Origin of the sequence: Streptomyces sp. 35G-GA-8, from assembly GCF_023534745.1 — a bacterium.
In the GTDB taxonomy this organism is placed as follows: Bacteria; Actinomycetota; Actinomycetes; order Streptomycetales; family Streptomycetaceae; genus Streptomyces.
The window spans coordinates 27361-53180 of record NZ_JAMHJQ010000014.1 but is presented as its reverse complement, the minus strand read 5'-3'; the positions used below and the strand labels follow the sequence as shown (position 1 = coordinate 53180).

At 68.6% G+C, this 25820-nt stretch carries 18 protein-coding genes; 11 read left to right on the top strand and 7 right to left on the bottom strand.

The window, feature by feature from the left end; genetic code table 11:
- Window positions 1-38: 38 nt before the first annotated feature.
- The 3 genes from M1203_RS28995 to M1203_RS28985 all read left to right on the top strand — a co-directional run bounded on the left by M1203_RS28995 (window position 39) and on the right by M1203_RS28985 (window position 5630).
- On the top strand, window positions 39-935 hold the full coding sequence (locus tag M1203_RS28995; RefSeq protein ID WP_249952777.1) for a phosphorothioated DNA-binding restriction endonuclease: 897 nt from the start codon (window positions 39-41) through the stop codon (window positions 933-935).
- Between the two features lie 506 nt (window positions 936-1441).
- On the top strand, window positions 1442-2965 hold the full coding sequence (locus tag M1203_RS28990; RefSeq protein ID WP_249952776.1) for a hypothetical protein: 1524 nt from the start codon (window positions 1442-1444) through the stop codon (window positions 2963-2965).
- Window positions 2958-5630, top strand: coding sequence for a hypothetical protein (locus M1203_RS28985; RefSeq protein WP_249952775.1), 2673 nt, complete (start codon window positions 2958-2960; stop codon window positions 5628-5630). The genes M1203_RS28990 and M1203_RS28985 overlap by 8 nt, the downstream gene beginning before the upstream one ends.
- A 149-nt stretch (window positions 5631-5779) precedes the next feature.
- Here M1203_RS28985 and M1203_RS28980 read toward each other — a convergent pair whose 3' ends face one another.
- A complete protein-coding gene (locus M1203_RS28980) occupies window positions 5780-9580 on the bottom strand; it encodes a CHAT domain-containing protein (RefSeq protein WP_249952774.1) in 3801 nt (1266 codons plus the stop codon).
- A 94-nt stretch (window positions 9581-9674) separates the two neighbouring features.
- On the bottom strand, window positions 9675-10010 hold the full coding sequence (locus M1203_RS28975) for a hypothetical protein (protein ID WP_141760883.1): 336 nt from the start codon (window positions 10008-10010) through the stop codon (window positions 9675-9677).
- Between the two features lie 450 nt (window positions 10011-10460).
- On the opposite strand from M1203_RS28975, the gene M1203_RS28970 reads away from it, so the two are divergent.
- The 3 genes from M1203_RS28970 to M1203_RS28960 all read left to right on the top strand — a co-directional run bounded on the left by M1203_RS28970 (window position 10461) and on the right by M1203_RS28960 (window position 14071).
- Entirely contained in the window at window positions 10461-10688 is a 228-nt protein-coding gene (locus tag M1203_RS28970; protein WP_152170605.1) for a hypothetical protein, read from the top strand.
- A gap of 1092 nt (window positions 10689-11780) precedes the next feature.
- Window positions 11781-13712: a molecular chaperone HtpG gene (gene htpG / locus M1203_RS28965; protein ID WP_249952773.1), complete on the top strand. Its 1932-nt coding sequence runs from the start codon at window positions 11781-11783 to the stop codon at window positions 13710-13712.
- Window positions 13713-13828: 116 nt separating this feature from the next.
- A complete protein-coding gene (locus M1203_RS28960) occupies window positions 13829-14071 on the top strand; it encodes a hypothetical protein (protein WP_249952772.1) in 243 nt (80 codons plus the stop codon).
- Window positions 14072-14085: 14 nt separating this feature from the next.
- Here M1203_RS28960 and tatA read toward each other — a convergent pair whose 3' ends face one another.
- Window positions 14086-14346 carry a Sec-independent protein translocase subunit TatA gene (gene tatA, locus M1203_RS28955; protein ID WP_374404253.1) on the bottom strand — a complete coding sequence of 87 codons (261 nt, stop codon included), beginning with the start codon at window positions 14344-14346 and terminating at the stop codon, window positions 14086-14088.
- 121 nt (window positions 14347-14467) lie between these two features.
- Between tatA and M1203_RS28950 the strand changes: the two genes are divergently transcribed.
- On the top strand, window positions 14468-15961 hold the full coding sequence (locus M1203_RS28950; protein ID WP_249952770.1) for an LCP family protein: 1494 nt from the start codon (window positions 14468-14470) through the stop codon (window positions 15959-15961).
- 22 nt (window positions 15962-15983) lie between these two features.
- Here M1203_RS28950 and M1203_RS28945 read toward each other — a convergent pair whose 3' ends face one another.
- The 3 genes from M1203_RS28945 to M1203_RS28935 all read right to left on the bottom strand — a co-directional run bounded on the left by M1203_RS28945 (window position 15984) and on the right by M1203_RS28935 (window position 19855).
- Window positions 15984-19073, bottom strand: coding sequence for an HAD-IC family P-type ATPase (locus tag M1203_RS28945; protein WP_374404251.1), 3090 nt, complete (start codon window positions 19071-19073; stop codon window positions 15984-15986).
- Window positions 19074-19080: 7 nt separating this feature from the next.
- The gene (locus tag M1203_RS28940) at window positions 19081-19449 is read right to left on the bottom strand and encodes an ArsR/SmtB family transcription factor (RefSeq protein ID WP_374404249.1); all 369 of its coding nucleotides are present in this window, start codon (window positions 19447-19449) and stop codon (window positions 19081-19083) included.
- A gap of 136 nt (window positions 19450-19585) precedes the next feature.
- On the bottom strand, window positions 19586-19855 hold the full coding sequence (locus M1203_RS28935) for a twin-arginine translocase TatA/TatE family subunit (protein WP_249952769.1): 270 nt from the start codon (window positions 19853-19855) through the stop codon (window positions 19586-19588).
- Between the two features lie 217 nt (window positions 19856-20072).
- Here M1203_RS28935 and M1203_RS28930 point away from each other — a divergent pair, with 217 nt between their 5' ends.
- The gene (locus M1203_RS28930) at window positions 20073-21401 is read left to right on the top strand and encodes an FAD-dependent monooxygenase (protein WP_249952768.1); all 1329 of its coding nucleotides are present in this window, start codon (window positions 20073-20075) and stop codon (window positions 21399-21401) included.
- A gap of 75 nt (window positions 21402-21476) precedes the next feature.
- Here M1203_RS28930 and M1203_RS28925 read toward each other — a convergent pair whose 3' ends face one another.
- The gene (locus M1203_RS28925) at window positions 21477-22154 is read right to left on the bottom strand and encodes a hemerythrin domain-containing protein (RefSeq protein ID WP_249952767.1); all 678 of its coding nucleotides are present in this window, start codon (window positions 22152-22154) and stop codon (window positions 21477-21479) included.
- 126 nt (window positions 22155-22280) lie between these two features.
- Here M1203_RS28925 and M1203_RS28920 point away from each other — a divergent pair, with 126 nt between their 5' ends.
- From M1203_RS28920 to M1203_RS28910, 3 genes are all read left to right on the top strand, one after another.
- On the top strand, window positions 22281-22922 hold the full coding sequence (locus M1203_RS28920) for a TetR/AcrR family transcriptional regulator (protein ID WP_249952766.1): 642 nt from the start codon (window positions 22281-22283) through the stop codon (window positions 22920-22922).
- A 157-nt stretch (window positions 22923-23079) separates the two neighbouring features.
- Entirely contained in the window at window positions 23080-24867 is a 1788-nt protein-coding gene (locus M1203_RS28915) for a prolyl oligopeptidase family serine peptidase (RefSeq protein ID WP_249952923.1), read from the top strand.
- Between the two features lie 160 nt (window positions 24868-25027).
- Entirely contained in the window at window positions 25028-25780 is a 753-nt protein-coding gene (locus M1203_RS28910; protein ID WP_249952765.1) for an SURF1 family protein, read from the top strand.
- Window positions 25781-25820: the final 40 nt, after the last annotated feature.

Sequence of the window (25820 nt, the reverse complement as noted above, 5' to 3'; positions counted from 1 at the left end):
GATCGCTGGTCGACGAAGCACGGCTACGATCGCCGGTCATGGACTGGCTGGAGCGCACCGCGCAACTGAGACAGTGGACCAGAAGCGGGACCCGCGCTCCGCACAAGCCGTTGCTGTTGCTGTACGCCCTCGGTCGGTTCCAGCAGGATGCCGCCGGCGAACTGCGGTACAGCGCGGTGGAGGAGGATCTGCAGCGGCTGCTGACCGAGTACGGGCCGCCGAACAGGACGACTCCGGCATACCCGTTCCACCACCTGGTGAGCGACGGCGTGTGGGAGGTGCGCACCGATCGCGGACCGGGCAGCCCCGGCAGCGGGGTGCGGGAGTTGCGGGCCGCGGGGGCCGCTGGGCGACTGGCGCCGGAGCTGCGGGCGGCGCTGCGGCGGGAGCCGGAGCTGCTCGGCCGGATGGCACGGGTCCTGCTCGACCTGCACTTCCCGCCTTCCCTCCACGGCGACCTGTGCGAATCCGTCGGCCTGGAGCTGGAGCCGGCGGAGACCGGACAACTCTCGGCCGCCGTGCGGAGGCGGCGGGATCCGCGGATGCGGGAGCAGGTCCTGACGGCCTACGAGTACCAGTGCGCCTTCTGCGGCTACGATGGCCGTATCGGCGCGGTGTCTGTCGGGCTGGAGGCCGCGCACGTGCGCTGGTGGGCGTTCGACGGACCGGACGACGTCGACAACGGACTGTGCCTGTGTTCGCTGCACCACAAGCTCTTCGACAAGGGCGTCCTCGGCGTGGGCGAGGGCCACCGCGTCCTGGTTTCCCAGCGGTTCGTCGGCCACAGCCCCGCCGCCCGCGAACACGTCATCGCGCTCGCCGACCGCCCCCTCATCGGACCTCAACCGGGCGCACACCCCGTCGCCGCGATCCACCGCTCCTGGCACACCAGCCAGGTCTTCCACGGCAGCCCACGCCCCGCCACGGCCGCATGACCGTCGAATCGTCGACCGCGACCCACAGGTGAGGAGTGCGCCGCCACCCGCCGAGGATCCTCCGCCAGATTCCGTTGATCTTTCGGCTGTTACTGCCGACGCCCTGGCTAAAGCTATCGTGTGCGCAGGACCTCAAAGGTCCTGCGCACACGATGAAAAGCCCGTGGAAGACCGAGCCCTTTGAGGCCCGTTCAGACGGCCGGAGGGATCCGTTCTGGGGTGCTCAGTTCATCCGCTTCAGGTCCCGGGCGCTCATGCCGAACAGCACATCGGTTCCGCTTGGAGCGGATTCTCGCCGACGCCACAAGACGATACGCCGACCCGGTCACGCGAGTGCGCCTTCATTTGATAATGACGGTTATCAGACATGGGTGCATATTCACCCCATCGGACTGTCTCATCCGGCTAGGTGATTCACATCCGAAGTGCCGCTGCCTCCCGGGAGATGCGCCAGAATGACGGATCGGTTTCCCGGCTGGGTAGCGCTGAGGGGGTGGCAGCGGGAGATGGCCGAGGGCATGGTCACCGTCAGCGGCAAGGGGCAGACACCGGACCTGGTGGACGGACCCGGCTGGAGCCGCCCGGGACTGAACGTCGCCGCGGGCCGTTATCCACTCTCGGTGGAGCGGCACGTGGGGCGCATGGTCGATCATCTGGTGCCAGGGGTCACCACGTTGACCCCGCACGCGCGTTACTACGCTCTGCACGGGCTGGTCGCGGCGCAAGCCGATGCGGAAGACCTGACGGTTCCGGCCGCCCAGACTCTGCTGCGCCGCGCGGAGGTGGCGTTGGCCGCCGTGTCGTTCGCGCATCATCCGCAGGCTCTGGAGTGGCTGCCGCGTGCGCATGGGGTCGATGCCCTTGCCCGGCGGCTGCACTCCGGGACGGTCACCATGTCCGAAGCCGAGGCCCCGGGCAAGAACGGGTACGTGGGCAACTCGTGGGGGTTCTGGGCACCGTACGCCGGATCCGAGGTCGCGCTCGGCATCCTCGGTGCAGGACCCATGCCGGTTCCCGGACCGCGGCTTGAGACCGCAGCACTACGAGCCGGACTGGGCGGGTTGCTCGAACTGGCCGCCGAGGACACGCTGAACGTGGATGATCTCGCCCCTTTCGGGGATCGGCTGTGCGTGTGCGTGGGCGGTGAGCATCCTGACGGGGCGTGGCTGGCGAACCTTCTGTGCGAGCCCGGCGCACCGGCCGAAGCAGGCTCCCGCTCGGCAACACGGCGACAGACGATTCAGCTTCTGGCTCGTGTGGTCGCCACACATCCCGTCCGATATTTCACCCGCGACATCGGCCATGTGCTCGCTTTCGGCGACTTCCTGACCACCGATCCCGTGACCAGCGGCATCGACGCGGCCGGCGCCTGGCGCGGAGCGGTGCTGCGCAACTACTCTGTCGGAGCCTGGCGCCGCCTGTGGTCCTGGCTCGTGGAGCAGGTCGACGGGCTGGTACCGATCGAGGACGTGGCCGACCGCTTCGCCGCGGAGTTGCCCGACATGACGGTGGACGCGTTCCTGTCCTCCCTGCCCGCGACGCAGAGCACGGTCGGAACGCCGTTGCCCGCCGAGCACAACCTGAGGTGGGCGGGTGATCCCTTGCCTGTCGCAGAGCTGCGGGTGCTCGCCGCAAGTGCCCGTCGGGTGGACGAACTCACGGGTCGGGTCCGGGACGCGTTCCTCGGCCAACGCGGTGTCGAACTCGGCCCGGAATGGGTCCAGCGGCGGCTTGACGAAGCCCGGCCCATGAAACTGCGCGATGTCGCCCGCCGACTCACCTATGACCTGGTAGCGCGGTCGCAGAGGATCGCGCTGGCCAAGGCCCGCCGACGTGCTGACGGCACGCTGTGGTTACCAACCCGGCTGCACGAACGGGGCGGGCTGCTGTACCGGACGAGCCAGGAGGGGCGCGGTGATGTCGGGCTACGGCTGGACCAGCTCGGGACCGTCCTGGCCACCTGTGGGGTACTGCGCTACCACGACCAGCACTGGTCGGTGACCAGTAGCGGGAGGGCTCTCGTTGACTGAGACCGCACCGGCATCGGGAGTGGTGGAGCCACCGACCGCGTTCGCCTCGCCTCTGACTCTCATCCTCGACGAGGAGCGCACGGGCGGGCGGGGTCTGGAAGAAGCGCTCTTCCTCAGCTTCACCGCCGATCTCGGCTTCTTCGAGGAGGTCGCCCTCGGCGTCACTCAGGCCACCGGCGCACGCGTCACGGTGGCGGGAGACGTCTCCATGACCCGCAACGATCCCCGATCCGTCCGGCGGGCTGGCCGCAGCTACCTCGCCGGTCTGGCCTACGCCCAGGGTGCAGCGTTCCATCCCAAGCTGATGGTCCTCGCCGGACCGGAGCACGCCACCATCGCCCTCGGCTCCGGCAACACCACGCTGGCCGGCTGGCAGGCCAACGCCGAACTGTGGACGGTTCTGCGGGTGGACGGCGAGCAGAGTCCCACCGCAGTTTCGGAGCTGTCGGCATGGCTGCGCGGCCTCCCGGAAAAGGTGAGGTTCTCCGCCGGAGTGCCACAGGCGCTGGGTCGGGTCGCAGCACTACTGGACCGGCTCCACCGCGACAGGACGCCCACGGCGCCACGGGTCCGCGTCGTCAGCAGTCTGCGTTCCCCGATCATCGATCAGCTGCCGCAGGGGCCTGTCGACGAACTGGCCGTGTCCGCGCCCTTCTACGACCGGCGCTCGATGGCACTGCGGCGGCTGCTCGAACGCTTCCGTCCGAGCCAGTTCACCCTCGCCTACCAGCCCGGACTCAGCGATCTCGACGGTCCGTCGGTCGCCGCCCTGGTGAAGGAGTACGACGGACGCGTCATCAGCGACAACGACCAGCGGTACCGCCACGGGAAACTCGTCGAGTGGGTCTCCGAGGGGCAGCGGTGGGCCCTGACCGGCAGCCCGAACCTCTCCGCTGCGGCCCTGCTGCTTTCCCAGAGCGACGGCGGCAACTGCGAACTCGGCATCATCGCCCCCATCACGGCCACCCTCCTTCCGGACGGCACCGACGAGCCCGCCGCCCGGCTGCACACAGTGCCGCCCCTTCCCCGCCCCATCGCTGGCAGTGGGCCGCTGCTGCTCGGGGCCCTACGCGTACCGGACGGCCTGGAGATCAGCGTGGCCCGGCCTCTCTCCGACACCGCTCACCTGGAGTTATCTCAGGCCGCAGCGCCGCCGGAGGCATGGGAGCGCATCGCCGACATCCCGCCCGGACAGGCCACGCTGACGGTGACGGCTCCGGCCGATGCGGGCAGCCGTGTGCGCCTGGTCGTAGTCGACAGCGACGGCGTACCGAGCTTCGGCAACATCGTGTTCGTCGTCGACCCTGACCGTGCCCTGCGCCGAATGACCCCGACCCAGTCCCAGGCCCCCACGACACGGCCTCCCGACCTGTTCGCGGATCCCCGGCTCGCCGAACGATTCCTGGGCGACCTGGAAACCCTCCGTACGGGACTGACCCCCACCCCAGCGGGCGTATCCGCAAGCAGCAGCACTGGCGGTGCGGTCACGACGGCCCCGCTGGACGGCGACGAGGACGGCTGGGAGCGCTATCTGGACGAATGCGCCGGACGCGTCGGACATCCGCTCACGCGCTTCGCGCTGGGGCTCCCCCTGCCCGCCGACATCAGCACGCCCTTTCAGGACCTGCTGCCCGTTTCCTGGGACGAGCGGTTCATCGATGACATCGAAGCCGCCCTCGACGATGACGACGCCGAGGCCGTGGCAGCAGAGCACGACCCCGAGGCAGCCGGTGCCGAAGCGAGCGGCACCGCCACCCTGCCCGACCTCCGGCAGGCCGACCAGGAAGTCCGCCGTAGATACCGGCGCTGGGTGGAGCGCCTCGTCGCCCTCGCTCCCCACCTGGGTCCTCCCGAGCGCATGCTCGTCGTCCGGCTGACCCTGTGGACCGTCGCGGCTGGCGCTTGGCCTCCGGCACACACCGACTGGCTCCCGCTGCTCTCCCGGGCCGTCCGCGCACTGAACCGAAACGATCTTCCCGAGCGGATCGAGCCCCAGGTCGGCAGCCTTGCCGCAGTCGCCCTCGCCGTGCTCCGAAGCCACGCGCCACGCTACGAGATCACCCCTGAGACACTCGCCTTCAACGAAGCCTCCCAGGCAGTCGGTCACCTGCTTCCCGCGGTGGATTCCGCGTACGTCACGGAGTACACGACGCTGCTCGACACAGCTTTCGGCCCGGCCGTCGACCAGGCCGCCGTGCTCGATGTCGCGTCGGACGTCGTCCAGGACGATCCCCTCGCCGACGCCGTATGGTCCCTCGCCGAGAAGAACCGCGACGTACACCGCCACGGACGACTCCTGCTCCATGTCACGGGCCGCTTCAGCAACCCCGCGCTGGTGGCACTCGAAGCAGTCGGCGCCGCCGAGGATGCGCCCTTGGTCGGGGCGTGGGCCGACTCGAGCTCGGACTCCGGCGGGGGAGCCTGGGCGCTGGTCGTCTGGCGTCGGCCCGACCTCATCGTGGTCGATGCCCGTCGGCCGATTCCCCTCTGGCGGCATTACCGGCTCACCGGACTGGTAGGCCCCAGAGCCCTCGCCGCACAGCGCGACTTCGAATCCGCCACCTCCGTACCCCACGGCCCCCGCAACCAGCCCTTTGAACTGGCTCACCAAGTCCTGTCGGATCTCGGCCTGGTCGGACCCCGTCCACCACAATGTGAGCCATAGGCTGGGGAGTTTCTACATGTCCATCGCGGAAGATCCGCGTCACGGACACCCGATCACCGCGCACTCACGATCAGTCGAGACCAAGGTGCAAGCGGCATCGACAGCAGTAGCATGTCGGTGCCGCGTCTCAGCGGCGACACCGCCCGCGTTCAGATCCCGGCGTGCAGGTGGGCCGCCCAGAGGTAGGGGGCCTTGGGATAGCGATCACGGACCTTGCGCACAGTGTGGTGCAAAGCACGGGCCGCCACGTCCGTGTCGAGGCCACCATGCTGGTCGGTGACCCCGCCGAGCTCAGCATAGAAGTCAGCTGCCATGTGCGAGGCAACGTCGTCGTTTATCTCCCAGAGGGTGCCGATGACGTGGGGAAAACCCGCGAGCTGAAAGGCAGATGTGAGATGGATGGCCTCGTCGATTAGCTCCACGGATTCCATGAACGTTGTTCGGCACGCTGACAGGTAGGCCAGTTGGGCCGAGTCCATCTTCATTCCTGCAAGGCTCGCCACCGTGAGCGGATCACGTTCGTGGTCGTGCAGAAGCAACAGGCTCTGGGACGGGTCGTCGGGGTCGTGGGCACCGTGGCACGCGAAATGAACGATCCCGGAATCGGAGAGGGCCTTCAGGACCCGAGCCTTGGTCGGTCGTGTCTCCGGCCCGGGGACGGTCATGCCGTCAGCTTCTGCACCCGGCGCCATGAGGAGCGTCGGCTCGGGCAGCAGGCCGCACAGAAGTGCGGCTTCTTCCGAGACGTGGTCCAGGCGACCTTGAACGCCCGGAGTTGTGGGCATGGCCACGATCAGTGACCGGCTCACGGACGGCGCGGATGTGCGACGACGGCGCGCGTGGTGCAGTGCGCGGATAGTGGTGGTGTACGAGGAGATGACACGGTCCATGACTGTCGGCGGTTCCCCGTCTCTCAAGTCGGCCCGGAGCGGCTCGGAGTGATGGCCGGCAGCGTGCAGAGGTAGCAGCGAGAGGAGCCCGCCAGGCGCCCACCAGACGCGGGGCCACGGCTGTCCGGGAGAGGGCTCACCAGTGAAACCAAGGCTGCGCAGGACCGGCTCGGCCGCCGCGTCCCACAGCCACTCCAAGACAGCGTGAAGCGTCGCTTGCGCCTCCTTTCGCGTGAGAGGCGACATGCGCGGATCCGCAACGGTTTCCAGTGCCCTATGGAAAGTCTGTATCTGGTCGATGACGAGGTCGTACGTAAGGTCGGGCAGGTTCAGGGACTCGATTCCATCGGACGTCAACAGCAGTGCGTCGCTGCGGTAGTGGCTGACGGTGAAGCTCACCACCGGGCCGGAGGCGGCTTGTGCCAGGAGCTCACTGACGGCGGGGGGACGAGCGAAGCTGGCGAATCCTTCCTGCGCTCGGATGTTGCCCAGCGTGGCCTGAAGTTGGTCGGCGCGGCTGCGTCGTTGCTCCTCGGCATCGACCGCACGTACCGCGGCGCTTACTTGTCCGTCGGGCTCCGTGAGGGAAGCCAATTCCATCGGCCGGTCCAGCTCGTCCCGAAGTACCTCGAAGCGATGGGCCAGGTCAGGATGGCGCTCGCGAAGCTCTGCGAGGTCGCTCCGCATGTCCAACGCCTGGCTGTGGAGGACGCCACGACCCACCTCGATCAACTGCAGTGCTCGCGCCGCCCGTTCAGCGGGTGTGCCTTCGCGAGAAGCAAGAGCCAGTGCCGCCGCATCTCCGGCCAGCCCGGACCACTTGCCCATGGCGTGCTGCTGGTCACCACGGCTCAGTCGGCGGTCTGCCACTTCGGGCAGCAGGTGTACGGCGCTGGCCAAGAGATCGGCTGCGAGATCAGGATCCGACCGTCCGGTCATTGAGGCCGCTGCCTGAGCGGCCCGAATACGAATCGAGGGCCTGGCCCCGTCGGCTCGCGCGCCTTCCATATGGGCGGCCAGTGCGCGATCAAAGTCGTGCCGCGTGTGAGTCCGCTGATACCGGCGATACAGGGCCGCCCCGAGCTGGAACAGGTAGTCGGCGCGCTCCGGATGTTCCGCGGACGAGATGTCGAGCGCAGCCTGGCACGCAACCACCGCGTCATCCAGATCCGCTATGGACCCGGTCCTCTCGAACCTGACGGTCAGCACACCTCCCAGCAAGGACAAGTACCTGGGGCGCTCAGGGTGGTGGGACGGAACGGTAGCGGTCGCGTCATGTCCCGCTGCGACCGCGCCGTCCAGGTCCTCAAAGCCTCCAAGGCGCTGGAAACGGGTGTGCAGGGCGGTGCACAGATTCGCGAGAAAGCGAGGGCGGTCAGGACTATTTGTATCCGTAATGCCGAGGACCTCGCGGTTTCTTCGGACCACCTCGTCGATGTCTTGAGGGTCCCCGTTCCGCTCGTAACGTTGCAACAACACTGTGCCGAGATTGGACAGCATCGCCGCCAAGGCGGAGTGTTCACGGGGTGCCGTCTTCACGGCTCCGTGCGCGAACTCGATCGCGGCGTTCAAGTCCGGCAACGCCCCGGTGTGCTTGAACCGAGTCCACAGCATCAGACCGACGTTGGACAGACGGGTCGGCCGGTCGACGTGACCGTCCGCGGTGGCCTGAGCGGAAGCACGACTGGCACTGATCGCCTCGTCCAGGTCGTCCATGTCACCAGTGCATTCGAAACGCTGCCCGAGGGAGATGGCCAGGTTGTTGAGAACCGCGTTGAACTCGGTCTGATGCGGGGTAATTTCCCGGGAGGCAGCGCGGTTCATCTCGATCGCCGTATTGAGATCGGACCTGTCGCCGCCGATGCGGTATCGCGCCAGGAGAGCCTGCCCCAGGCCGGAGAGACGAAGCCCACGAGCCCGGTGCCCCGACGGGAGTATCTCCAGAGCTTCCCGGAACGCAATAACCGATCGGCCCAAATAGGCTGTTTCACCAGTGCGTTGGAATCGAGTCAGCGTGACGGTGCCGAGTCCAGACAGGAACATGGAGCGCGCAGGATGTTCCTCGGGAGCCGCCTCGACTGCGGCCTGGCAGCACTCGATCGCGTTGTCGAGATCTGCCAGCGCGCCGGTGCTTTCATATCGGCCGTGCCAGGCGGTCCCCAGATTGTGAAGAACTCCCGCCTTCTCGTGGTCCTCGGTACAGAGGGCTGAGGCTTCCTGGAAGGCTTCGATCGCCGCGTCCACGTCCGACAGGATGCCGCTCTCGGTGAACCTGGTCTTCAGCGCGGTACCCAGGTTGTTGAGCCCGCCAGCCCTGCCGACAGCGGAGCCCACAGAAGCTTGGACTGCCAATCGGCCGGTCTCGATCGCACCGTCCAGGTCCGCCGCGGCACCTGTATGAGTGAAGCGCGACATCAGTACACCCGACAAGTTGGACAGCATGCCCGGCTGTTTCGGATGCCCTGTTGCCGTGCTTTCCACTGCGCCCAGGGCCGCGTCGATAGCCGCGTCCAGATCCGCCAGTTCGCCACCCGCGTCAAAGTGGGAACTCAGGATGACGGAAAGATTGGACAGCGTTTCCGCGTACTCGCTTTTTCCACGGGGGATAGCGGCCGCGATACGGCGCAGGAGATCGGTCACTCTTGCGCGCAAAGCCGGGCTCGGCGAAGCACTCATCCCTTGCTGGATCCTCCAGACGAAGCCGAGCGCGCGCTGGGCCACATCTGGAAGGAGTTCGTCCGGCAGATCCTCCTCATCTGCGCCGAACACGAAGCAGGGCGTGAACTTCGCGACGGCTTCCTCTCTGTCCCGCTGCCCAGCCCCTTCGGGAAGTGCCTTGTACCTGGAGACATGCAACCAACCGAGGAGGTAGTAACCTTCCAGGTCGGACTCGTCATCGTGGAGTATCGAGGCAAGCTGACGGGCTTCGACCAGTGCTTCCGGCTCCAGCACCACCCGAGGATCTTGTTCGCGGGCGAGCCGGGCCAGCCGTAACTCCACTACGCCAATGCGCTTCTCCACTTCGCTTTTCCTTGCGAAATCCTGCTCACGCTCCTGCATAAACCGTCCTGTCACTTCCCCATCTCCGTCTCCGGTAGATCTGGTTGCCGCACCACCCAGGACTGCCGAGGCGAGCCTCTGAATTCGACGGAGCTCACGAAGCCGGTTCCGCCGCAGGCACCGGGCTGCTCAGCCGTCGCATGACCGCGCCACCGAGCAGAGGACCCATCGGCTGTTCCTCGATGCGCAGCTTGTCGGCCAGGTCCGCCAGGTGAAGGCGCACAGATGCCTCCAGCAATGTGGCGTAGGTGTCCGACGCAGCACGGAGGCGACGTGCCGAGACGACCACCATCGTGGCGGCCAGCGGCGCTGCAGGCCACCACCACCAGGCCAGAGGCAGATAGAGCAGGGCCCATCCACCGAGGACGGCAGCTCGCGCCAACGCGGCGCGGGACCTGCTGATCTCGCCACGTATCTCTTCCGGCAGCACTAGCCAAAGGTGTGGCCAGAGGATGAGGAGATTGATATGTGCATCTCGGTCCAGCCGAACCGCCGTGGCGTGGATCCGGTCACCACTCCAAGTCGGCCGTTCAGGCCGCTCCACGGAGATACGTTCATACCTGCGGGCAGCGCGGTGACGCTCCCGGGGCCTGGGACGGTCAGCCGGTCGCGGAGCGCGTTCCAGAAGCCTTAGAGCTTCGTACTCCGCCCGTGCCGCGTCCCAGCAACGCTGCCGGCGTGCCACGTACCGCTCAGCCAACTCACCGAACAACCACGGCCATGCACCCCAGCCGGCAGCCAGGGTCACACGCTCGACAACGGAGCCGAGGGACTGGGCAGCAAGACCAGCGGCGGCCGCACCGGCCAAGATGGCAGCAAGCAGGACGACCTGGCCGCCTACCGCAGTCGCCACGAGAGCCCGGGCAGCGTCCGAGATCGCGTGAGTAAGCCGCCCCACGTCGAGCGCAGCGCTCTGCCCGAGAGTGTGTCCGGCTGCGGCGACCGCCAAATAGAGCGCGCCTGGGAGTACGAGGAGAGTCAGCCACCGCTCGGCGAGCTTCTTGCTGAGTTCACTGAGCAGCCCTCCCACTACGGGAGCCTCTCCCGGATCAGTGCCGTCGCGCCGGGGGCGAACTGGCAGCGTGGCACGTCGCCGTCCACTTCCTGACCGGATCGACCGATACACAGCTGCAAGGGACACCGGTACACGACGTCCAAACCAGCAACACCGGCCGACATCACGCTGCGGCCCATTCCCCCATACACCCCCGATGGATCGCCTGCGCATCGAACTGCTGCGTGCAAGGCGTCCAGAAGGGTAGTGAGCGAGACGTCTGCGGGCGGCCTGCCGACTGCGGCTTCGACAGCACGCAAGGCGGCGTCGTCCTCGTCAAGCAGCGCGGCGAGTTCGTCCCGATGCCCACACACGTACGACAGCGCCTTGGCGATCCTCAGGCCGCCTACATCCACCTGGCTCGTCATACAGAACTTCGCCCCCTGCGCCTTGTTGATCTACCAGGCCGCCATTCTTGCTCCAAACGTGCAGGTACACCCGCGGGTTCGGCCAACTCCCTCAGCCAGAGCAGAGAGACGTCGAGGTACTTGAAAGGACGGTTCAACCGATCCTCTGCGCGAGCAATGCATAGACGGTGGCACGCCATGCGCCGTGCTGCAGCTGACGGCGTACCGCAGCATGCAAATTCGCCTTCGTAACGCGACATCCTGAAGCAACTGTCACGCTGTCACCCCACCGCTTGGGAGAAATCTGGGAGAAGATCTTCTCCCAGAGCCCTCGCGACACCACCCGAGACCAACGGCCACCAACAGCCTGACCTGGGCATACATCCTTCGCAGCTGGTGGGCAACATGATCGGACCTAATTCGGGACGAAGAGGTCGTGGGTTCAAATCCCGCCACCCCGACAGCTGAAACACCAGGTCAGGGGCCTGATCCGCATCGCGGGTCGGGTCCCTGCCGTGTCTTCGGTGATCGCTTCCGGGAGACGATCTTGTTCGGAACGAGAAACGCCCCGGCGAGGACGAGCCGGTCGTCGTCCGGGGGCGGGGGATCGTCCGGTTCGTGTGTGTCGTCGCCTTGGAGACATCCCTGCGTGAATCGATACTGTCAACCTGGTCCAGCAGTCGGGGCCGGGGGGCGGGGGATCGTCGGGGAGCCTGTGGGCGTCGTGGTGGCTGGATATCATGTGGGCCGACCCACCGCATTGGCGCTGACGAGTAATCGGGGAAGGAATCCGGGCAACATGCCTATCGAGACATTCGAGTTCCAGGTAGAAGCGCGTCAACTCCTGCAGATGATGATCCATTCGATCTATTCGAACAAGGATGTATTTCTGCGCGAGCTCATCTCCAATGCCTCAGACGCCTTGGACAAGTTGCGGCTGGAATCCCTGCGCGACAACGAGTTGCGGGAAGACGTATCGGATCTCCACATCGGCATCGAGGTCGACAAGAAGCAGCGCACGCTCACCGTTCGCGACAATGGCATCGGCATGTCGCACGACGAAGTGGTGCAGCTCATCGGGACGATCGCGAATTCCGGTACCGCGAAGTTTCTGAAGGAGTTGAAGGAGGCCAAGGACGCGGCCGCTTCCGAGGAACTCATCGGGCAGTTCGGCGTGGGGTTCTACTCCAGCTTCATGGTGGCCGACGAGGTGACGCTGCTGACCAGGCGGGCGGGGGAGAGCCGGGGGACGCGCTGGGAGTCCAGCGGGGAGGGGACATACACCGTCGAGACGGTTGATGACGCGCCGCAGGGTACGTCGGTGACGTTGCGGCTGAAGCCCGAGGACATCGAGGATCAGCTCTTCGACTACACGTCCGCCTGGAAGATCAGGGAGATCGTCAAGCGATACTCCGACTTCATCACCTGGCCCATCAAGATGGCCAAGGAGTCCACCGACACGGACGCGGGCACGGACGCGGACGGTGACGGTGATGGCCCCCGCGAGGTCGAGACGGTCAACTCGATGAAGGCGCTCTGGGCCCGGTCCAGGGACGAGGTGACCGATGACGAGTACAGCGAGCTGTACAAGCACATCAGTCACGACTGGAACGACCCGCTCGAAACCATCCGCATGCAGGCCGAGGGCACCTTCGAATATCAGGCGCTGCTCTTCATCCCGTCCCACCCGCCGCAGGACCTGTTCATGCAGGGGCACAAGCGCGGAGTTCAGCTCTATGTGAAGCGCGTCTTCATCATGGATGACTGCGAAGCGCTTATGCCCGAATACCTCCGCTTCGTCAAGGGTGTCGTCGACGCGCAGGATCTGTCGCTCAATGTGTCACGCGAAATCCTCCAGCAGGACCGTCAGATCCAGTTGATGCACCGTCGCCTCGTGAAGAAGGTGCTGTCGACGCTGAAGGACATGATGTCCGGCAATCCGGAGCGCTACGCGACGTTCTGGAAGGAATTCGGGCGGGTCCTGAAGGAAGGGCTTCTCAGCGACTTCGAGAACCGCGACGCGATCCTCGGTGTCTCCTCGTTCGCGTCGACCCAGGACAAGGAGGGGCTGACCACTCTCCGGCAGTACGTGGACCGTATGAAGGAGGGACAGCAGCACATCTTCTATATGACGGGCGAGTCGCGCTCGGCCATCGAGAGCTCTCCGCACATGGAGGCGTTCCAGGCCAAGGGCTTCGAAGTGCTGCTGCTGACCGACCCGGTCGACGAGGTGTGGGTCCAGTCCGTTCCGGAATTCGACGGAAAGCAGCTGCGGTCGATCGCCAAGGGGGAAGTCGACCTCGACACCGAGGAGGAGAAGAAGGAGGTCGAGGCCGAACGCGAGAAGCGGCAGCAGGAGTTCGCCGGCCTGCTGACCTGGATGACGACGGAGCTGAGTGAGAGCGTGAAGGAGGTGCGGCTCTCCTCCCGGCTCACCGTCTCACCCGCCTGCATTGTCGGGGACACCCACGATGTGACGCCCGCCCTGGAGAACATGTATCGCGCCATGGGCCAGGAGGTGCCGCACATCAAGCGCATCCTCGAACTCAACCCCACGCACCCGCTGGTCACCGGGTTGCGGAAGGCCCACACCGAGCGGGACGCCGACGCGGGCCTGGCCGAGGCGGCCGAACTCCTCTACGGAATGGCCCTCCTCGCGGACGGCGGCGAGCTGAGTGACCCCTCGCGCTTCATCAGGCTGATGGCCGACCGGCTGGAGCGCACCCTGTAGCCCCGTCCCGCGTCGCGGCCGTGCCACGTACGGCCACGCGTCGCACGGCCGCGACATGCGTCCCTGTCCGGATCCTGCCCATAGTCCTAAACTTGCGCAACCCTTAAAGTGTTCGCATGGATGATCAGGGCAGGATTCCGGGCAGGACGGAATGGGAAGCCGCGGTGCTCGACGGCGGGCCCGCGCACGGCGTGCGGATGCGGGTCACCGACCGGCCGGCCGTGGTGCAGGTGACATACCCCTGCGAGCTGGAAGGGCCGGCGGGCGGCGCGCAGGCGGAGGCCGTCTACGTGTACCGGCGGGACCCGCGCGTACGGGGCGAACCACTGCGCTACGGGATCGACCGGGCCAGCCCCTGAGTCGAGCCCGACACTCAACCGGCCGCGTCGACACCCGACCCCGGGGCCTGAGCGGCGGATGCCTGGGGTGAGGACCCCTGCGCCCGCACAGGAGGCGCCGGGGGCGTGAAGGGCGTCGGGGGCGTCCGCGCCGGAGGGGCAGGGTGCGTGGCGCCCTCCCCCTCCTCCCCCATCGCCTTCGTCTCACTCTTGAGAATGCGCATGGACTTGCCCACGGCACGCGCCGCGTCCGGCAGCCTCTTCGAGCCGAACAGCACGATGATCACGATCGCCACGATCAACAGGTGCCAAGGCTCCAACCCATTACGCAACATTTCCGCCCCGCCTCCCTCTCCTCGACCACTGGATCTGTAAGTTGCTACATTGCGCAACTGTACAACTTTGGGAGGGGCACGTATGGCGGGCGACCGGCGCAGAAGGAGCGGAGGAGGGAGCCGATTGCGGCTCGCCCTCGGCATAGCCCTGTCCCTCATCGTGCTCGCCTCGGCCGGTGTCGGCTGGATCTATCTCAAGCTCAGCGGAGACATCGCCACCTTCAGCGCCGGCGGACTCTCCGACAACCGGCCGTCGGGCACATCGAAGGGACAGAACGTCCTGGTGATCGGGTCGGACGCGCGCACCGACGGGAACAGCGAGCTGGGCGGCGGCAGCAAGGACGACATCGGCCGTTCCGACACCGCGTTCCTGCTGCATGTCTACGCCGACCACCGCCACGCCGTCGCCGTGTCCATCCCCCGCGACACCCTCCTCGACATCCCGCCCTGCCAACTGCCGGACGGAAGGTGGACGGAGCAGCGGGGCAACGCCATGTTCAACGCCGCGTTCTCCGTGGGGCAGACGGTCAAGGGCAACCCCGCCTGTACCCAGAACACCGTCGAGAAGCTCACCGGACTGCGCGTCGACCACACCGTCGTCGTCGACTTCAAGGGCTTCGCCCAGCTCACCGAGGTCGTCGGGGGCGTACGGGTGTGCGTTCCGCAGGACATCTACCAGAAGGACCTCAACCCCAACCGCACCACTCGCGGCGAGCGCATCTTCACCAAGGGCACCCAGACCGTCTCGGGGCAGAAGGCGCTGGACTACGTACGGATCCGGCACGGCATGGGCGACGGCTCCGACATCGGACGGATCAAGCGCCAGCAGGCCTTTGTCGCGAGCCTGCTGAAGAAGGTCAAGGAGCAGGGGCTGACGCCCGCCAAGCTGCTGCCGCTCGCGAACGCCGCCACCCACTCCATGACCGTCGACCCGGGACTCGGCTCCGCCGACAAGCTGCTCGGCTTCGCGATGTCGCTCAAGGACATCGATCTGCACAACACCAAGTTCGTGACCATTCCCTGGCGTTACGAGGGGGAGCGCGTCGCGGTCGTCGAGCCCGACGCGTCCGCGCTCTGGGCGGCGCTGAGGGCCGACCGTACGATCGACGGCGCGGACGCCAGCGGCGGACAGGACAGGGGAACCACCGGCACCGGCCCCGACACCGGCACCGGCCCGTCCGTCACGCCGAGCACCGCCGGGCCCGTCTCGGGCACGGGCATCGACGTCGCCGTCTACAACGGCACCACGGTCACGGGGCTCGCCGCCCGTGCCGCCCGTACGCTCACCGACCACGGCTTCACGGTCACGGGCACCGCGACCGCGAGCACCCAGAACCACACGACCACGGTGATCGAGTACGGCCCCGGCCAGGAGGACAAGGCGCGGACCGTCGAACGCCTCATCCCTGGCGCACGGCTCACTTCGACGTCCGCCGGGGGCATCAGCGTCGTCCTCGGAACGTCGTACAGCCCGGCAGAGCCGGCATCGGCGTCGCCCGGCCCCCTGCCGTCGGCCGTGGCCGACGGCGCACGCTCCGCCGACGACGACCCGTGCGCGAACCTCTCCTACGGCTGATCGCCGCTACGACTGATCGCCACTACAGCTGAGGGCCGCCGATACGCCCCCGCGCGAAGACAAGTCCGGCCGCGTACAGCGCGAGCACGACGCCGAGCAGTACGTAGTAGAGCCCCGGCAGCACCGTCATCCCCAGCACCGGGCCGAGCGGCGAGAGCGGCAGCAGCAGCCCGGTCACGGCGAGCCCGCCGGCGGCCCAGCGGACGGGACCCGAGGCCCGGGGCCCGTACGCGGGGCGTGCGCTCGTACGCAACAGCAGCATCACCAGCGCCTGGGTGAGCAGGTTCTCGGTGAACCACCCGGAGTGGAACTCCGCCTGACTGCCCGCGTTGACGGCTATCTGCAACGCCGACGCGAGCACGGCGAACGTCGCCAGGTCCGCGAGTGCGTTGATGAGCCCGAAGCCCGTGATGAACCGGAGGAACGCCCGCGAGCGCAGCTCCGTCGGCCGACGCAGCGCCTCGGGCCGCGGCCGGTCGAACGCGAAGGCGAGCTGCGCGGCGTCGAAGCACAGGTTCTGTACGAGGACCTGGGCCGGAAGCATCGGCAGGAACGGCAGCAGCAGCCCGGCGACGAGCATGGCAATGACGTTGCCGAGGTTGGAGGAGAGCGTGATCCGCAGATACGTGGCGATATTGCCGCTGGAATGGCGCCCGGCGCCGATCGCGTGCTCGATCGCGGTGAGGTCCTTCCGCGCGAGCACGACATCGGTGGATTCACGAACGACGTCGACGGCGTCGCGCGGGCAGATCCCGACGTCGGCGGCGTGCAGCGCGGGCAGGTCGTTGACGCCGTCGCCGAGGAAGCCCGTGGTGTGACCGTCGGCGCGGACGGCGGCGACGATACGGGCCTTGTGCTCGGGGGTGCAGCGCGCGAAGACGGTGGTGCGCCGGGCGAGTTCGGCGAGTTCCGCGTCGGTCAGCGCGCCGATCCGTTCGGCGCTGACAATCGCGTCGGCGCTGACGATCGCGTCGGCGCTGACGATCGCGTCGGCGCTGACAACCACACCGTCAGCCGCGCCGTCAGCCGCGCTGCCAGTCGTGCCGTCAGTCGTGCTGCCGGACGCGGGGGCCTCACTCCGGTCTCCGACACCGATATCGAGGCCCAGGTCCAGACACGCGCGGGCCGCCGTGCCCGGGTGGTCGCCCGTCAGGATCTTGACCGTGACACCGCGCGCGGCGAAGACCTTCAGCGCCTCGGCGGCGGTCGGAGCGAGGGCGTCGTGGAGTGCGACGAAACCCCGGAAATCGAGGCCGCGCTCGTCGGCCGGGGTGTAGTCGCGTTGACGCGCCGGCCGTTCCCCCGTGGCGACCGCGAGCAGCCGCAGACCGCTGTCGGCCTCGCGGGCGGCCAGCGCGGAGAGCCGGTTCCGTTCCTCCTCGTCGAGCGCGCACCGCTGGAGTACGGCTTCCACCGCGCCCTTCACGACGAGCGTGTGGGTGCCGAGGCGGCCGGGCCGTCGTACGACCGCGGTGGAGAGGCGGCGTACGGAATCGAACGGGAGCGCCGCCACGCCCTCGTACCGCGCCGCGTCCTCCTCGTCCGCCGCGTCGAGGATCGCGTCGTCGAGGGCGTCCGGGGCGGGCAGATCGGCCAGTTGCAGGGTCCACCAGGCGTTGACGGCGGCCCAGCGCAGCACCTCGGGGTCGGGGTCGCCGTACGCGTCCATCGCCCCGCCGACCACCGGCCGGTCCTGGGTGAGGGTGCCTGTCTTGTCCAGGAACAGTACGTCGACGGCGCCCAGGTCGTGGAGCGCGGGCAGGCGTTTGACGATGACCGCGTGGTGGCGCGCGAGGCGTGACGCGCCACGGGCCAGCGCGGTGGTGACGATGACCGGCAGCATCTCAGGGGTGAGCCCGACGGCGACCGCCACCGCGAAGGGAAGCGTCTCCAGACCCCGGCCGCGCAGGGCGGCGTTGGCCATCAGGACGAGCGGCGGCGTGAGCAGCATGAACCGGATGAGGACCCACGAGATGCCGTTCACCTGCCGGTCGAACGCACTGGCCGCACGGCGCCCCGGCCTGCTGCGCGCGGCGCCGAACCGCGTACGTGTCCCGGTCGCCACGACGACGGCGGTGCCGCTGCCCGAGGCCACGCTGCTGCCCTGGAAACACAGCCGCGGCTGCGCGAACACCCCCGCGAATGCCTCGCCTCCCGGGGGCGTACGAGCGTCGGCGCCGCCCCGCGTGCCCGGGTCGTCTCCGCCGCCGCCGGGCAGGCCCGGCGGGCCCGGCGCGTCGACGGCGTACTTGGCGACCGGCGCCGACTCCCCCGTCAGCGCCGCCTGATGTACGGTCAGCCCGCTCGCGCGCAGCAGCAGTACGTCGGCGGGGACCAGATCGCCGGGGCCGAGACGGATCACATCGCCCGGCACCAGCTGGTCGACCGGGATCTCCCTCGGCCGTGGGCCACGCGCGTCAGCCACACCTCCGCCGTCAGGCACACCTCCGCCGTTACGCGAACCACGCCCGGCACGTGAACCACGCCAGTCACGCGCGTCACGGCCCTCGCTGCCGTCACTCCCGTCACTCCCGTCGCTCCCGCGCCGCAGCACTGTCGCCGTCGTGGCCACCATCTCGCGGAGCGCGGCCATGGACCGGTCGGCCCGGTGCTCCCCGGACGAGCGCAGCAGACAGCTGACCACGACCAGCGAGAGGATCACCAGGGCGGTGCCCCAGGCGGCGACGGTGGCCGACACGACCCCGAGACAGAGCAGTACGGCGGTGAACGGATCCCGCACGCTCCGTACGAAACGCCGCGGCCAGGACGCCGAACGCCACTCCGGCACCGCGTTCTCGCCGTATCGGAGCAGCCTCTCCTCGGCCTGCGCGTCCGTCAGCCCGCGCGGCCCGCTGTCCAGCCGCCGCAGCACCTGGAGGGAGGTGAGGGCGGTCAGATCCGGCGGGGCGCCGCCGGTGCCCGCCGCCCACGGATCCGTCGGACCGAGGCCGGTACCGGACCCCGGCCCGGGACCGGGACCGGGCCCGCGCCCGTCCGCCGTGAACGCATCCGCCCCGGGAACGACAGAGCCGGAGACGACAGAGCCGGAGACCACAGAGCCGGACGCCGCAGAGCCGGACGCCGCAGAGCCGGGCACCGCGGAGTCGGGCACCGCGGACTCAGGCCGTGATGTCGCGGACGCGCTGTGCCGGAGCGTGCGCCGCGCGGTCGGTCAGCTGTCCGAGCATCAGCCGGACCACGGTCACGACGTCCGGATCGTCGACGAAGTACACCTGGCGCCGGCCCTCGCGCCGCGACCGTACGAGACCGGCCAGTTTCAGCTTGGTCAGATGCTGGCTGACGGCCGGCAGCGCCCCGCCCACGCGCTCGGCGAGTCCGGTCACATCGCTCTCGCCCTGGGCCAGTGCCCACACGATATGGAGCCGCGCCGACGACGCGAGCAATCCGAACGCGGCAGCGGCCTCGGCCAGCACTTCGGCAGGAGGGTCCTCGAAGCCGCCGGCACCCGCCGGCACAGCTGCCGTCACGATCGCTCTCCCGTCCCGCGCGGGCCGTCACCCCGTCAACCCGAATGTCCTCATGCCCTCACGTCCGAAGGCCCGAATGCCCGAGCGCCCGGAGGCCCGAACATCCGAAGGCCCGAACCAGCGATTCAGTGTAGAGCTACGGCCTGTCGCGAGAATCCCGCACGGGCGGGTCGTTCCGGTCGACGACGATACCCGTGACGACATGACGTTCCCCCGGCGCGGCGGCGTCGGGCGCCCTGCCCTCCTCTTTGTCCTTCTCCTTGCCCTCCTCCTTGAGGGCCTTCGTCTCGCTCTTGAGGATGCGGGCGGCCTTGCCGGCGGAGCGGGTCAGCTCAGGGAGCTTCTTCACCCCGACGACCACCGCGACAACGATGAGGATCAGGGCCAGTTCACTCAAGCCGAACATCAGGTCTGCTCTCTCCCGGTAACGGATCGGATCCACTTCTACAGTGCTGTAGAAGTGTCCCGTACGGGACAACCCCACAACAAGCCCGTACCGAGCCACCGCGCCACGCGCCACCACCCGGCGCCCACTTGCGATCACACCGGACGAAACCCGCACCCTGCTACTCTTCGTCCGCAATTGATCACTTAGTGTCACAACGGGATAACCGGGAGCACCTGTGAAGGTCGCATGCGTCGGCGGCGGGCCCGCCGGCCTGTACTTCTCGATCCTCATGAAACGGCAGGACCCGTCCCATGACATCACCGTCTACGAACGGAACGCGGCCGGGTCCACCTACGGCTGGGGAGTGACCTACTGGGGCAGCCTGATCGACAAGCTCCATGTCCACGACCCCGAATCCGCCGTCGCCATCAGCGAGAGTTCGGTCCGCTGGAGCGACGGGGTCGCACACGTCGGGGGCCTGAAGACGGTGCACCACGGCGACACGGGCTTCGGCATCGGCCGCCGCAAGCTGCTCGACATCCTCGCCGAGCGGGCCCGCTCCCTCGGTGTGCGCGTCGAGTTCGAGCACCCCATCGCCGACGCGGCCGAACTGCCCGACGCCGACCTGGTCGTGGCGTGCGACGGCGTCGGCAGCGCGCTGCGCGAACGCCACGCCGCACACTTCGGCACCGAGGCGACGGCCGGGCACAACACCTACATCTGGCTCGGCACCACCAAGGTCTTCGACTCCTTCACCTTCGCCTTCGTCGAGACCGAGCACGGCTGGATCTGGTGTTACGCCTACGGTTTCAGCGAGGACGGGAGCACCTGCATCGTCGAATGCTCCCCGGAGACCTGGACGGGCCTCGGACTCGACAAGGCGAGCGAGGCGGACGGTCTGGCCCTGCTGGAGCGGCTCTTCGCCCGGCCGCTCGACGGGCACCGGCTGATCGGCAGGGCGCACGCGGACGGCAGCGCGCAGTGGCTGAACTTCCGTACGCTGACCAACCGGACCTGGCACCACGGCAATCTCGTCCTGCTCGGCGACGCCGCCCACACCACGCACTACTCCATCGGCGCGGGCACGACACTCGCGCTGGAGGACGCCATCGCACTGGCCGGCGCGCTGCGCGGATACGACCGGAGCACCCGAAACAACGGATCCGGACCCGCCGGACCCACCGGACCCACCGGACCCGCCGGACCCGCCGGACCCGCCGGACCCGCCGGACCCGCCGCGAACGACGTACACCCGGACCTGCGGCCCGCCCTCGTGCGGTACGAGCAGGAACGGAGGTCCGCCCTCCTCCCCGTCCAGAGCGCGGCCCGCTACAGCGCCCAGTGGTACGAGAACCTTCCGCGCTATATCCATCTCGCCCCGCCACAGATGTTCGCGCTGCTCGGGCAGCGGCACTCCCCGCTGCTTCCGCACATCCCGCCCCAGCTGTACTACCGGATCGACAGGGCGGCCGAGCAGCTGGAGGCGCTGCGCAGGCTCAAGCGCTGGCTGGGTCCGAGGGTCGCGCGCACGCTGCACGCCCGTTCGCGCGCCTCCGGAAGCTGATCCCCGACGCGCACCGACGCCCCAGGACCCTGTCCTGGGGCGTCGGTGCGCGATGGGGGCACGGCCTGACAGCGTCTAGATCCTGTCAAGGTAGGTCGTTACCGCCAGGGCCTTCTTGGTGGAGCGGTAGCGCGCCAGCAGCACCGGGCGCAGCCAGCGCACCGAGGCCGGGAAGGCGCTCAGCACCGCCGCGTACCCGGGAATCCGGTCCGGGTCCTCCATCAGGCCCAGCACCAGATGCGGGCTGGCTCGGAAGTCGCCGTGGAAGATCCCGTTGCGCACCCGCGCGAGGTCGCTGTCCGGCACCTGCGCGAACAGCTCCAGCAGGACCGGCTCCTCCTCGTCGAAGTGCCTGGTCAGAATCTCGTGGACCCGCTGGGCCGACGGCAGTCCCGACATGGCCGCCTCACTGACGACCACCAGCACCTCGGCGCGCCCGCCCGTGATCTCCCGGGCGGCGATCGCGTCGACCACCCTGGAGAGGGTGTGCAGCTCGGCTTCGAGCGCCTGGTGCTCGGCGACCATCCGGTCGAGTTCGGCGACGGCGGGGGGAAACAGGTCGCTCAGCGCCGGCCAGAGCTGTTCGCCCTCGCTTCCGTGGTGGCTCCTGACGTACTCGATCAGCCAACGGGAGGTACTGACCAGAGCCCTGACGTCGACGGGCTGGCCGTCGGCGAGATTGGCGAACGAGACGGCCACGAGGGCAGCGCCCCGCCGCATGATCGTGTGCTCGGCGAGGAGTTCTTCGTACATGCGTGAGCGCTCGGTTCGAAGAGCGGATGAAACCGTCATTCTCAATCCCTCGAAAATAGGGTTAACCCCTATGTAATGAACCCATAGGTAGTGAAATAAACATCTGATCTGTCATAAAATGTCCGTATGTCTGGAGGGCGTCGGTACCACTCCCCTCGCCGCGAGCTCACCGCCGCCGCCACGCGGCGTGACATCATCGACGCGGCGCGGCGGCTCTTCCTGGAGCGTGGTTTCGCGCAGGTGACCATCGCGGAGATCGCCCGCGAGGCAGGGACCGCGGTCAAGACGGTGTACGTCAGCGCCGGGGGCCGGCTCGACATTCTGCGGGAGACCGTCCACCGCGCGGCCGCGCACTCCGGCGCTCGGGAAACCGTGGAGCGGATACGGGACACCGACGACGCCGTCTCCGCCATCGCCCTGCTCGCCCACCGCACCCGGCTCAGCAACGAGGAGCATCGCGAATCCATCGCGATCCTCTACAGCGCGCTGCCCGTGCACGAGGCGGCGGAAGCACTCTGGGACGAGGGCACCTCTATCTACACATGTGCCCTTCGAGAGATCGCCTCACACCTCAAGGACCTCGGTGCTCTCAAGCCGGGGATGACCGTCGAGCGCTGCGCGGACGTGCTGTGGTTCTGCTTCGGGCTGGGCGCCTGGCGCACGCTCGTCGACGAATGCGGCTGGACCTGGGACCAGGCCGAGAAGCAGCTGACAGCCATGGCCACGAAGATGCTGCTCAAGGAGTTGTCCGAGTTATCCACAGGCTGAGCGGGACGCCGACGGAATGTCATGGGCCGGGCGCAGAATAGGGGGCATGACTGAGATCACCGGTTCGACACCGGATTCGACAGCGGCCCGGACGGCCTCGACGTCAGCCCCGGCAGCCCCGGCAGCGGCCTCCGCGGCGACCTCCGCGGCGACCTCGATGCCCGAGTGGGAGAAGCGCTTCCGGGCGCCGCGGGTGTCGCTGCCCGACTGGGCGGAGGACGCGCCGGAGCGCGCGCTGTTCGTCTCCAACGCGACGGGTACGTACGAGCTATACGCGTGGGACCGTACGACCGGTGAGCAGCGGCAGGCGACGGACCGGCCGAACGGGACGACGGACGGCGTGCTCTCGCTCGACGGCGAGTGGATCTGGTGGTTCTCGGACACGGACGGGGACGAGTTCGGGGTCTGGATGCGGCAGCGGTTCGCCGCCGGGGCGGACGGAGCCGGTGACGAGCCCGCGGTGCCGGGTCTCGGCGCCTCCTATCCGGCCGGACTCGCGCTCGGCCGGGACGGTACGGCGGTGGTGGGGCGCTCGACCGATGAGGACGGCTCGACGCTCCATGTCGTCCGGCCCGGCGAGGAGCCCGTGGAGATCTACCGGCACCGCGAGTCGGCCGGGGTCGGGGATCTGTCGCACGACGGCTCACTGCTGGCGATAGAGCACACCGAGCACGGCGACGCGATGCACTCGGCGGTGCGGGTGCTGCGGCTGGACGGCTCGGTGGTGGCCCAGCTGGACGACACGGAGGGCGGTACGCGCGAGCTGGGCCTGGAAGTGCTCGGCTTCGCGCCGGTGGAAGGGGACAGCAGGCTGCTCATCGGCCATCAGCGGCGGGGCCGCTGGGAGCCGGTCGTCTGGAATCCGCTGACGGGCGAGGAGACCGAGCTCGCCATCGAGCTGCCCGGCGATGTCAACGCCGAGTGGTATCCGGACGGATCGGGGCTGCTGGTCGCGCACAGCTTCGAGGCCCGCAGCGAGCTGTGGCGCTATGACTTCGCCAAGAGCGCGCTGATCCAGGTGGAGACCCCGGCGGGGACGGTCTCGGGCGCGACGGCCAGGCCCGACGGAAGCGTGGAGTATCTGTGGTCGTCGGCGGCCCGTCCGCCGGAGGTGCGCTCCACGGCGGGCGGGGTGGTGCTCGATCCGCCGGGGCCGGCGGCGCCCGCCTCGGTGCCGGTGGAGGACGCGTGGGTGGAGGGTCCGGGCGGCCGGGTCCACGCGCTGGTGCAGCGGCCGGCGGGCGAGGGTCCGTTCCCGACGGTCTTCGAGATCCACGGCGGCCCGACATGGCATGACAGCGACGCGTTCGCGGCGGGACCGGCCGCGTGGGTCGACCACGGCTTCGCGGTCGTCCGGGTCAACTACCGGGGCTCCACCGGATACGGACGGGAGTGGACGGACGCGCTCAAGCACCGGGTCGGGCTGATCGAGCTGGAGGACATCGCGGCGGTCCGTGCGTGGGCGGTGGACTCCGGTCTGGCGGATCCGGCGAAGCTGGTGCTCTCGGGCGGTTCGTGGGGCGGCTATCTGACCCTGCTCGGTCTCGGTACGCAGCCCGATGACTGGGCCGTGGGGCTCGCGGCCGTGCCGGTCGCCGACTATGTGACGGCCTACCACGACGAGATGGAGGCCCTCAAGGCGATGGACCGCACGCTGCTCGGCGGTACGCCGGAGGAGGTGCCCGAGCGGTTCGCGGCCTCGTCCCCGCTGACCTATGTGGACGCCGTCCGGGCGCCGGTCTATATCTCGGCCGGGGTCAACGACCCGCGCTGCCCGATCCGCCAGGTCGAGAACTATGTGGACAGGCTGGCGGCCCGGGGCGCGGTCCACGAGGTCTACCGGTACGACGCGGGCCATGGCTCGCTCGTCGTGGAGGAGCGCATCAAGCAGGTCCGGCTGGAGCTGGAGTTCGCGGTCAAGCACCTGGGGGTGGGCGCACGGTGAGACGAGGGTGAGATGAGATGAGGTGAAGGGGCCCCCGCCCCGCGGGGCCCCTGTGCCTGGCCCGCGGGGGCTCGGTGCCTGGCCCCGCGGGGGCCCCGGGACCGGGCGCAACGGGGGACCCGGGACCGGGCGCCCGGGTCGCGTTCCGTACCGTGGAGGGGTGTATCGCTTCCTGGTGACTCCGCGCTGGTTGGGGATCAACGTCTTCGTCCTGCTGGCGATCCCCGTGTGCGTTTTCATGGGGACCTGGCAGCTGGGTCGCTTCGAGGACCGCGTCGCCACGCACGAGGCCGCGAAGGCGGCGCCCGATCCCGGTGAGCAGCCCACGGCTGCGCTGGAGACCCTGCTGCCGGTCGACCAGAAGACCTCGGGCCGGCATGCCACGGCGAGCGGGCGGTACGAGGATCAGTTCCTGGTGCCCGACCGGGAGCTGGACGGCGAGAACGGCTCGTATGTGCTGACCATGCTCCGTACCGACGGCGGCAAGGCGCTGCCCGTGGTGCGCGGCTGGCTGCCCAGCGGTGAGAAGGTGCCCGCGCCGCCCACGGGCGAGGTCACCGTGACCGGGTCGCTCCAGGCGTCGGAGTCCACCGGCTCCGACGGCGTGCGGGCCGGCGGCGGGCTGCCCCCCGGCCAGCTGGCCATGATCAGCGCGGCGTCGCTGGTCAACGTCGTGCCGTATGACGTGTACGACGCCTGGGTCACTGTCACCAAGACGTCGGACGGGCTGCGGGCCGTGCCCGCGGGCGTGCCGCAGAACACCGGGCTCGACCTCAAGGCGTTCCAGAACCTCGGTTACACCGGTGAGTGGTTCGTCTTCGCCGGCTTCGTGGTCTTCATGTGGTTCCGGCTGGTCCGGCGCGAGGCGGAGGCGATCAGGGACCGGAAGCTGGGGCTGGAGACCGCCGCGTAGCTCGGATCGGGTCGCGTGGCCTCGCGGCCACCACGGCCGA

Bases quoted from the DNA above. Each gene is read 5' to 3' on its own strand.
- M1203_RS28950 (WP_249952770.1), top strand. From the start codon at position 14,468: ATGGCGGGCGACCGGCGCAGAAGGAGCGGAGGAGGGAGCCGATTGCGG.
- M1203_RS28925 (WP_249952767.1), bottom strand. From the start codon at position 22,154: ATGTACGAAGAACTCCTCGCCGAGCACACGATCATGCGGCGGGGCGCT.
- M1203_RS28935 (WP_249952769.1), bottom strand. From the start codon at position 19,855: ATGTTCGGCTTGAGTGAACTGGCCCTGATCCTCATCGTTGTCGCGGTG.
- M1203_RS28990 (WP_249952776.1), top strand. From the start codon at position 1,442: ATGGCCGAGGGCATGGTCACCGTCAGCGGCAAGGGGCAGACACCGGAC.
- M1203_RS28915 (WP_249952923.1), top strand. From the start codon at position 23,080: ATGCCCGAGTGGGAGAAGCGCTTCCGGGCGCCGCGGGTGTCGCTGCCC.
- M1203_RS28920 (WP_249952766.1), top strand. From the start codon at position 22,281: ATGTCTGGAGGGCGTCGGTACCACTCCCCTCGCCGCGAGCTCACCGCC.
- M1203_RS28960 (WP_249952772.1), top strand. From the start codon at position 13,829: ATGGATGATCAGGGCAGGATTCCGGGCAGGACGGAATGGGAAGCCGCG.
- htpG (WP_249952773.1), top strand. From the start codon at position 11,781: ATGCCTATCGAGACATTCGAGTTCCAGGTAGAAGCGCGTCAACTCCTG.
- M1203_RS28995 (WP_249952777.1), top strand. From the start codon at position 39: ATGGACTGGCTGGAGCGCACCGCGCAACTGAGACAGTGGACCAGAAGC.
- M1203_RS28980 (WP_249952774.1), bottom strand. From the start codon at position 9,580: ATGCAGGAGCGTGAGCAGGATTTCGCAAGGAAAAGCGAAGTGGAGAAG.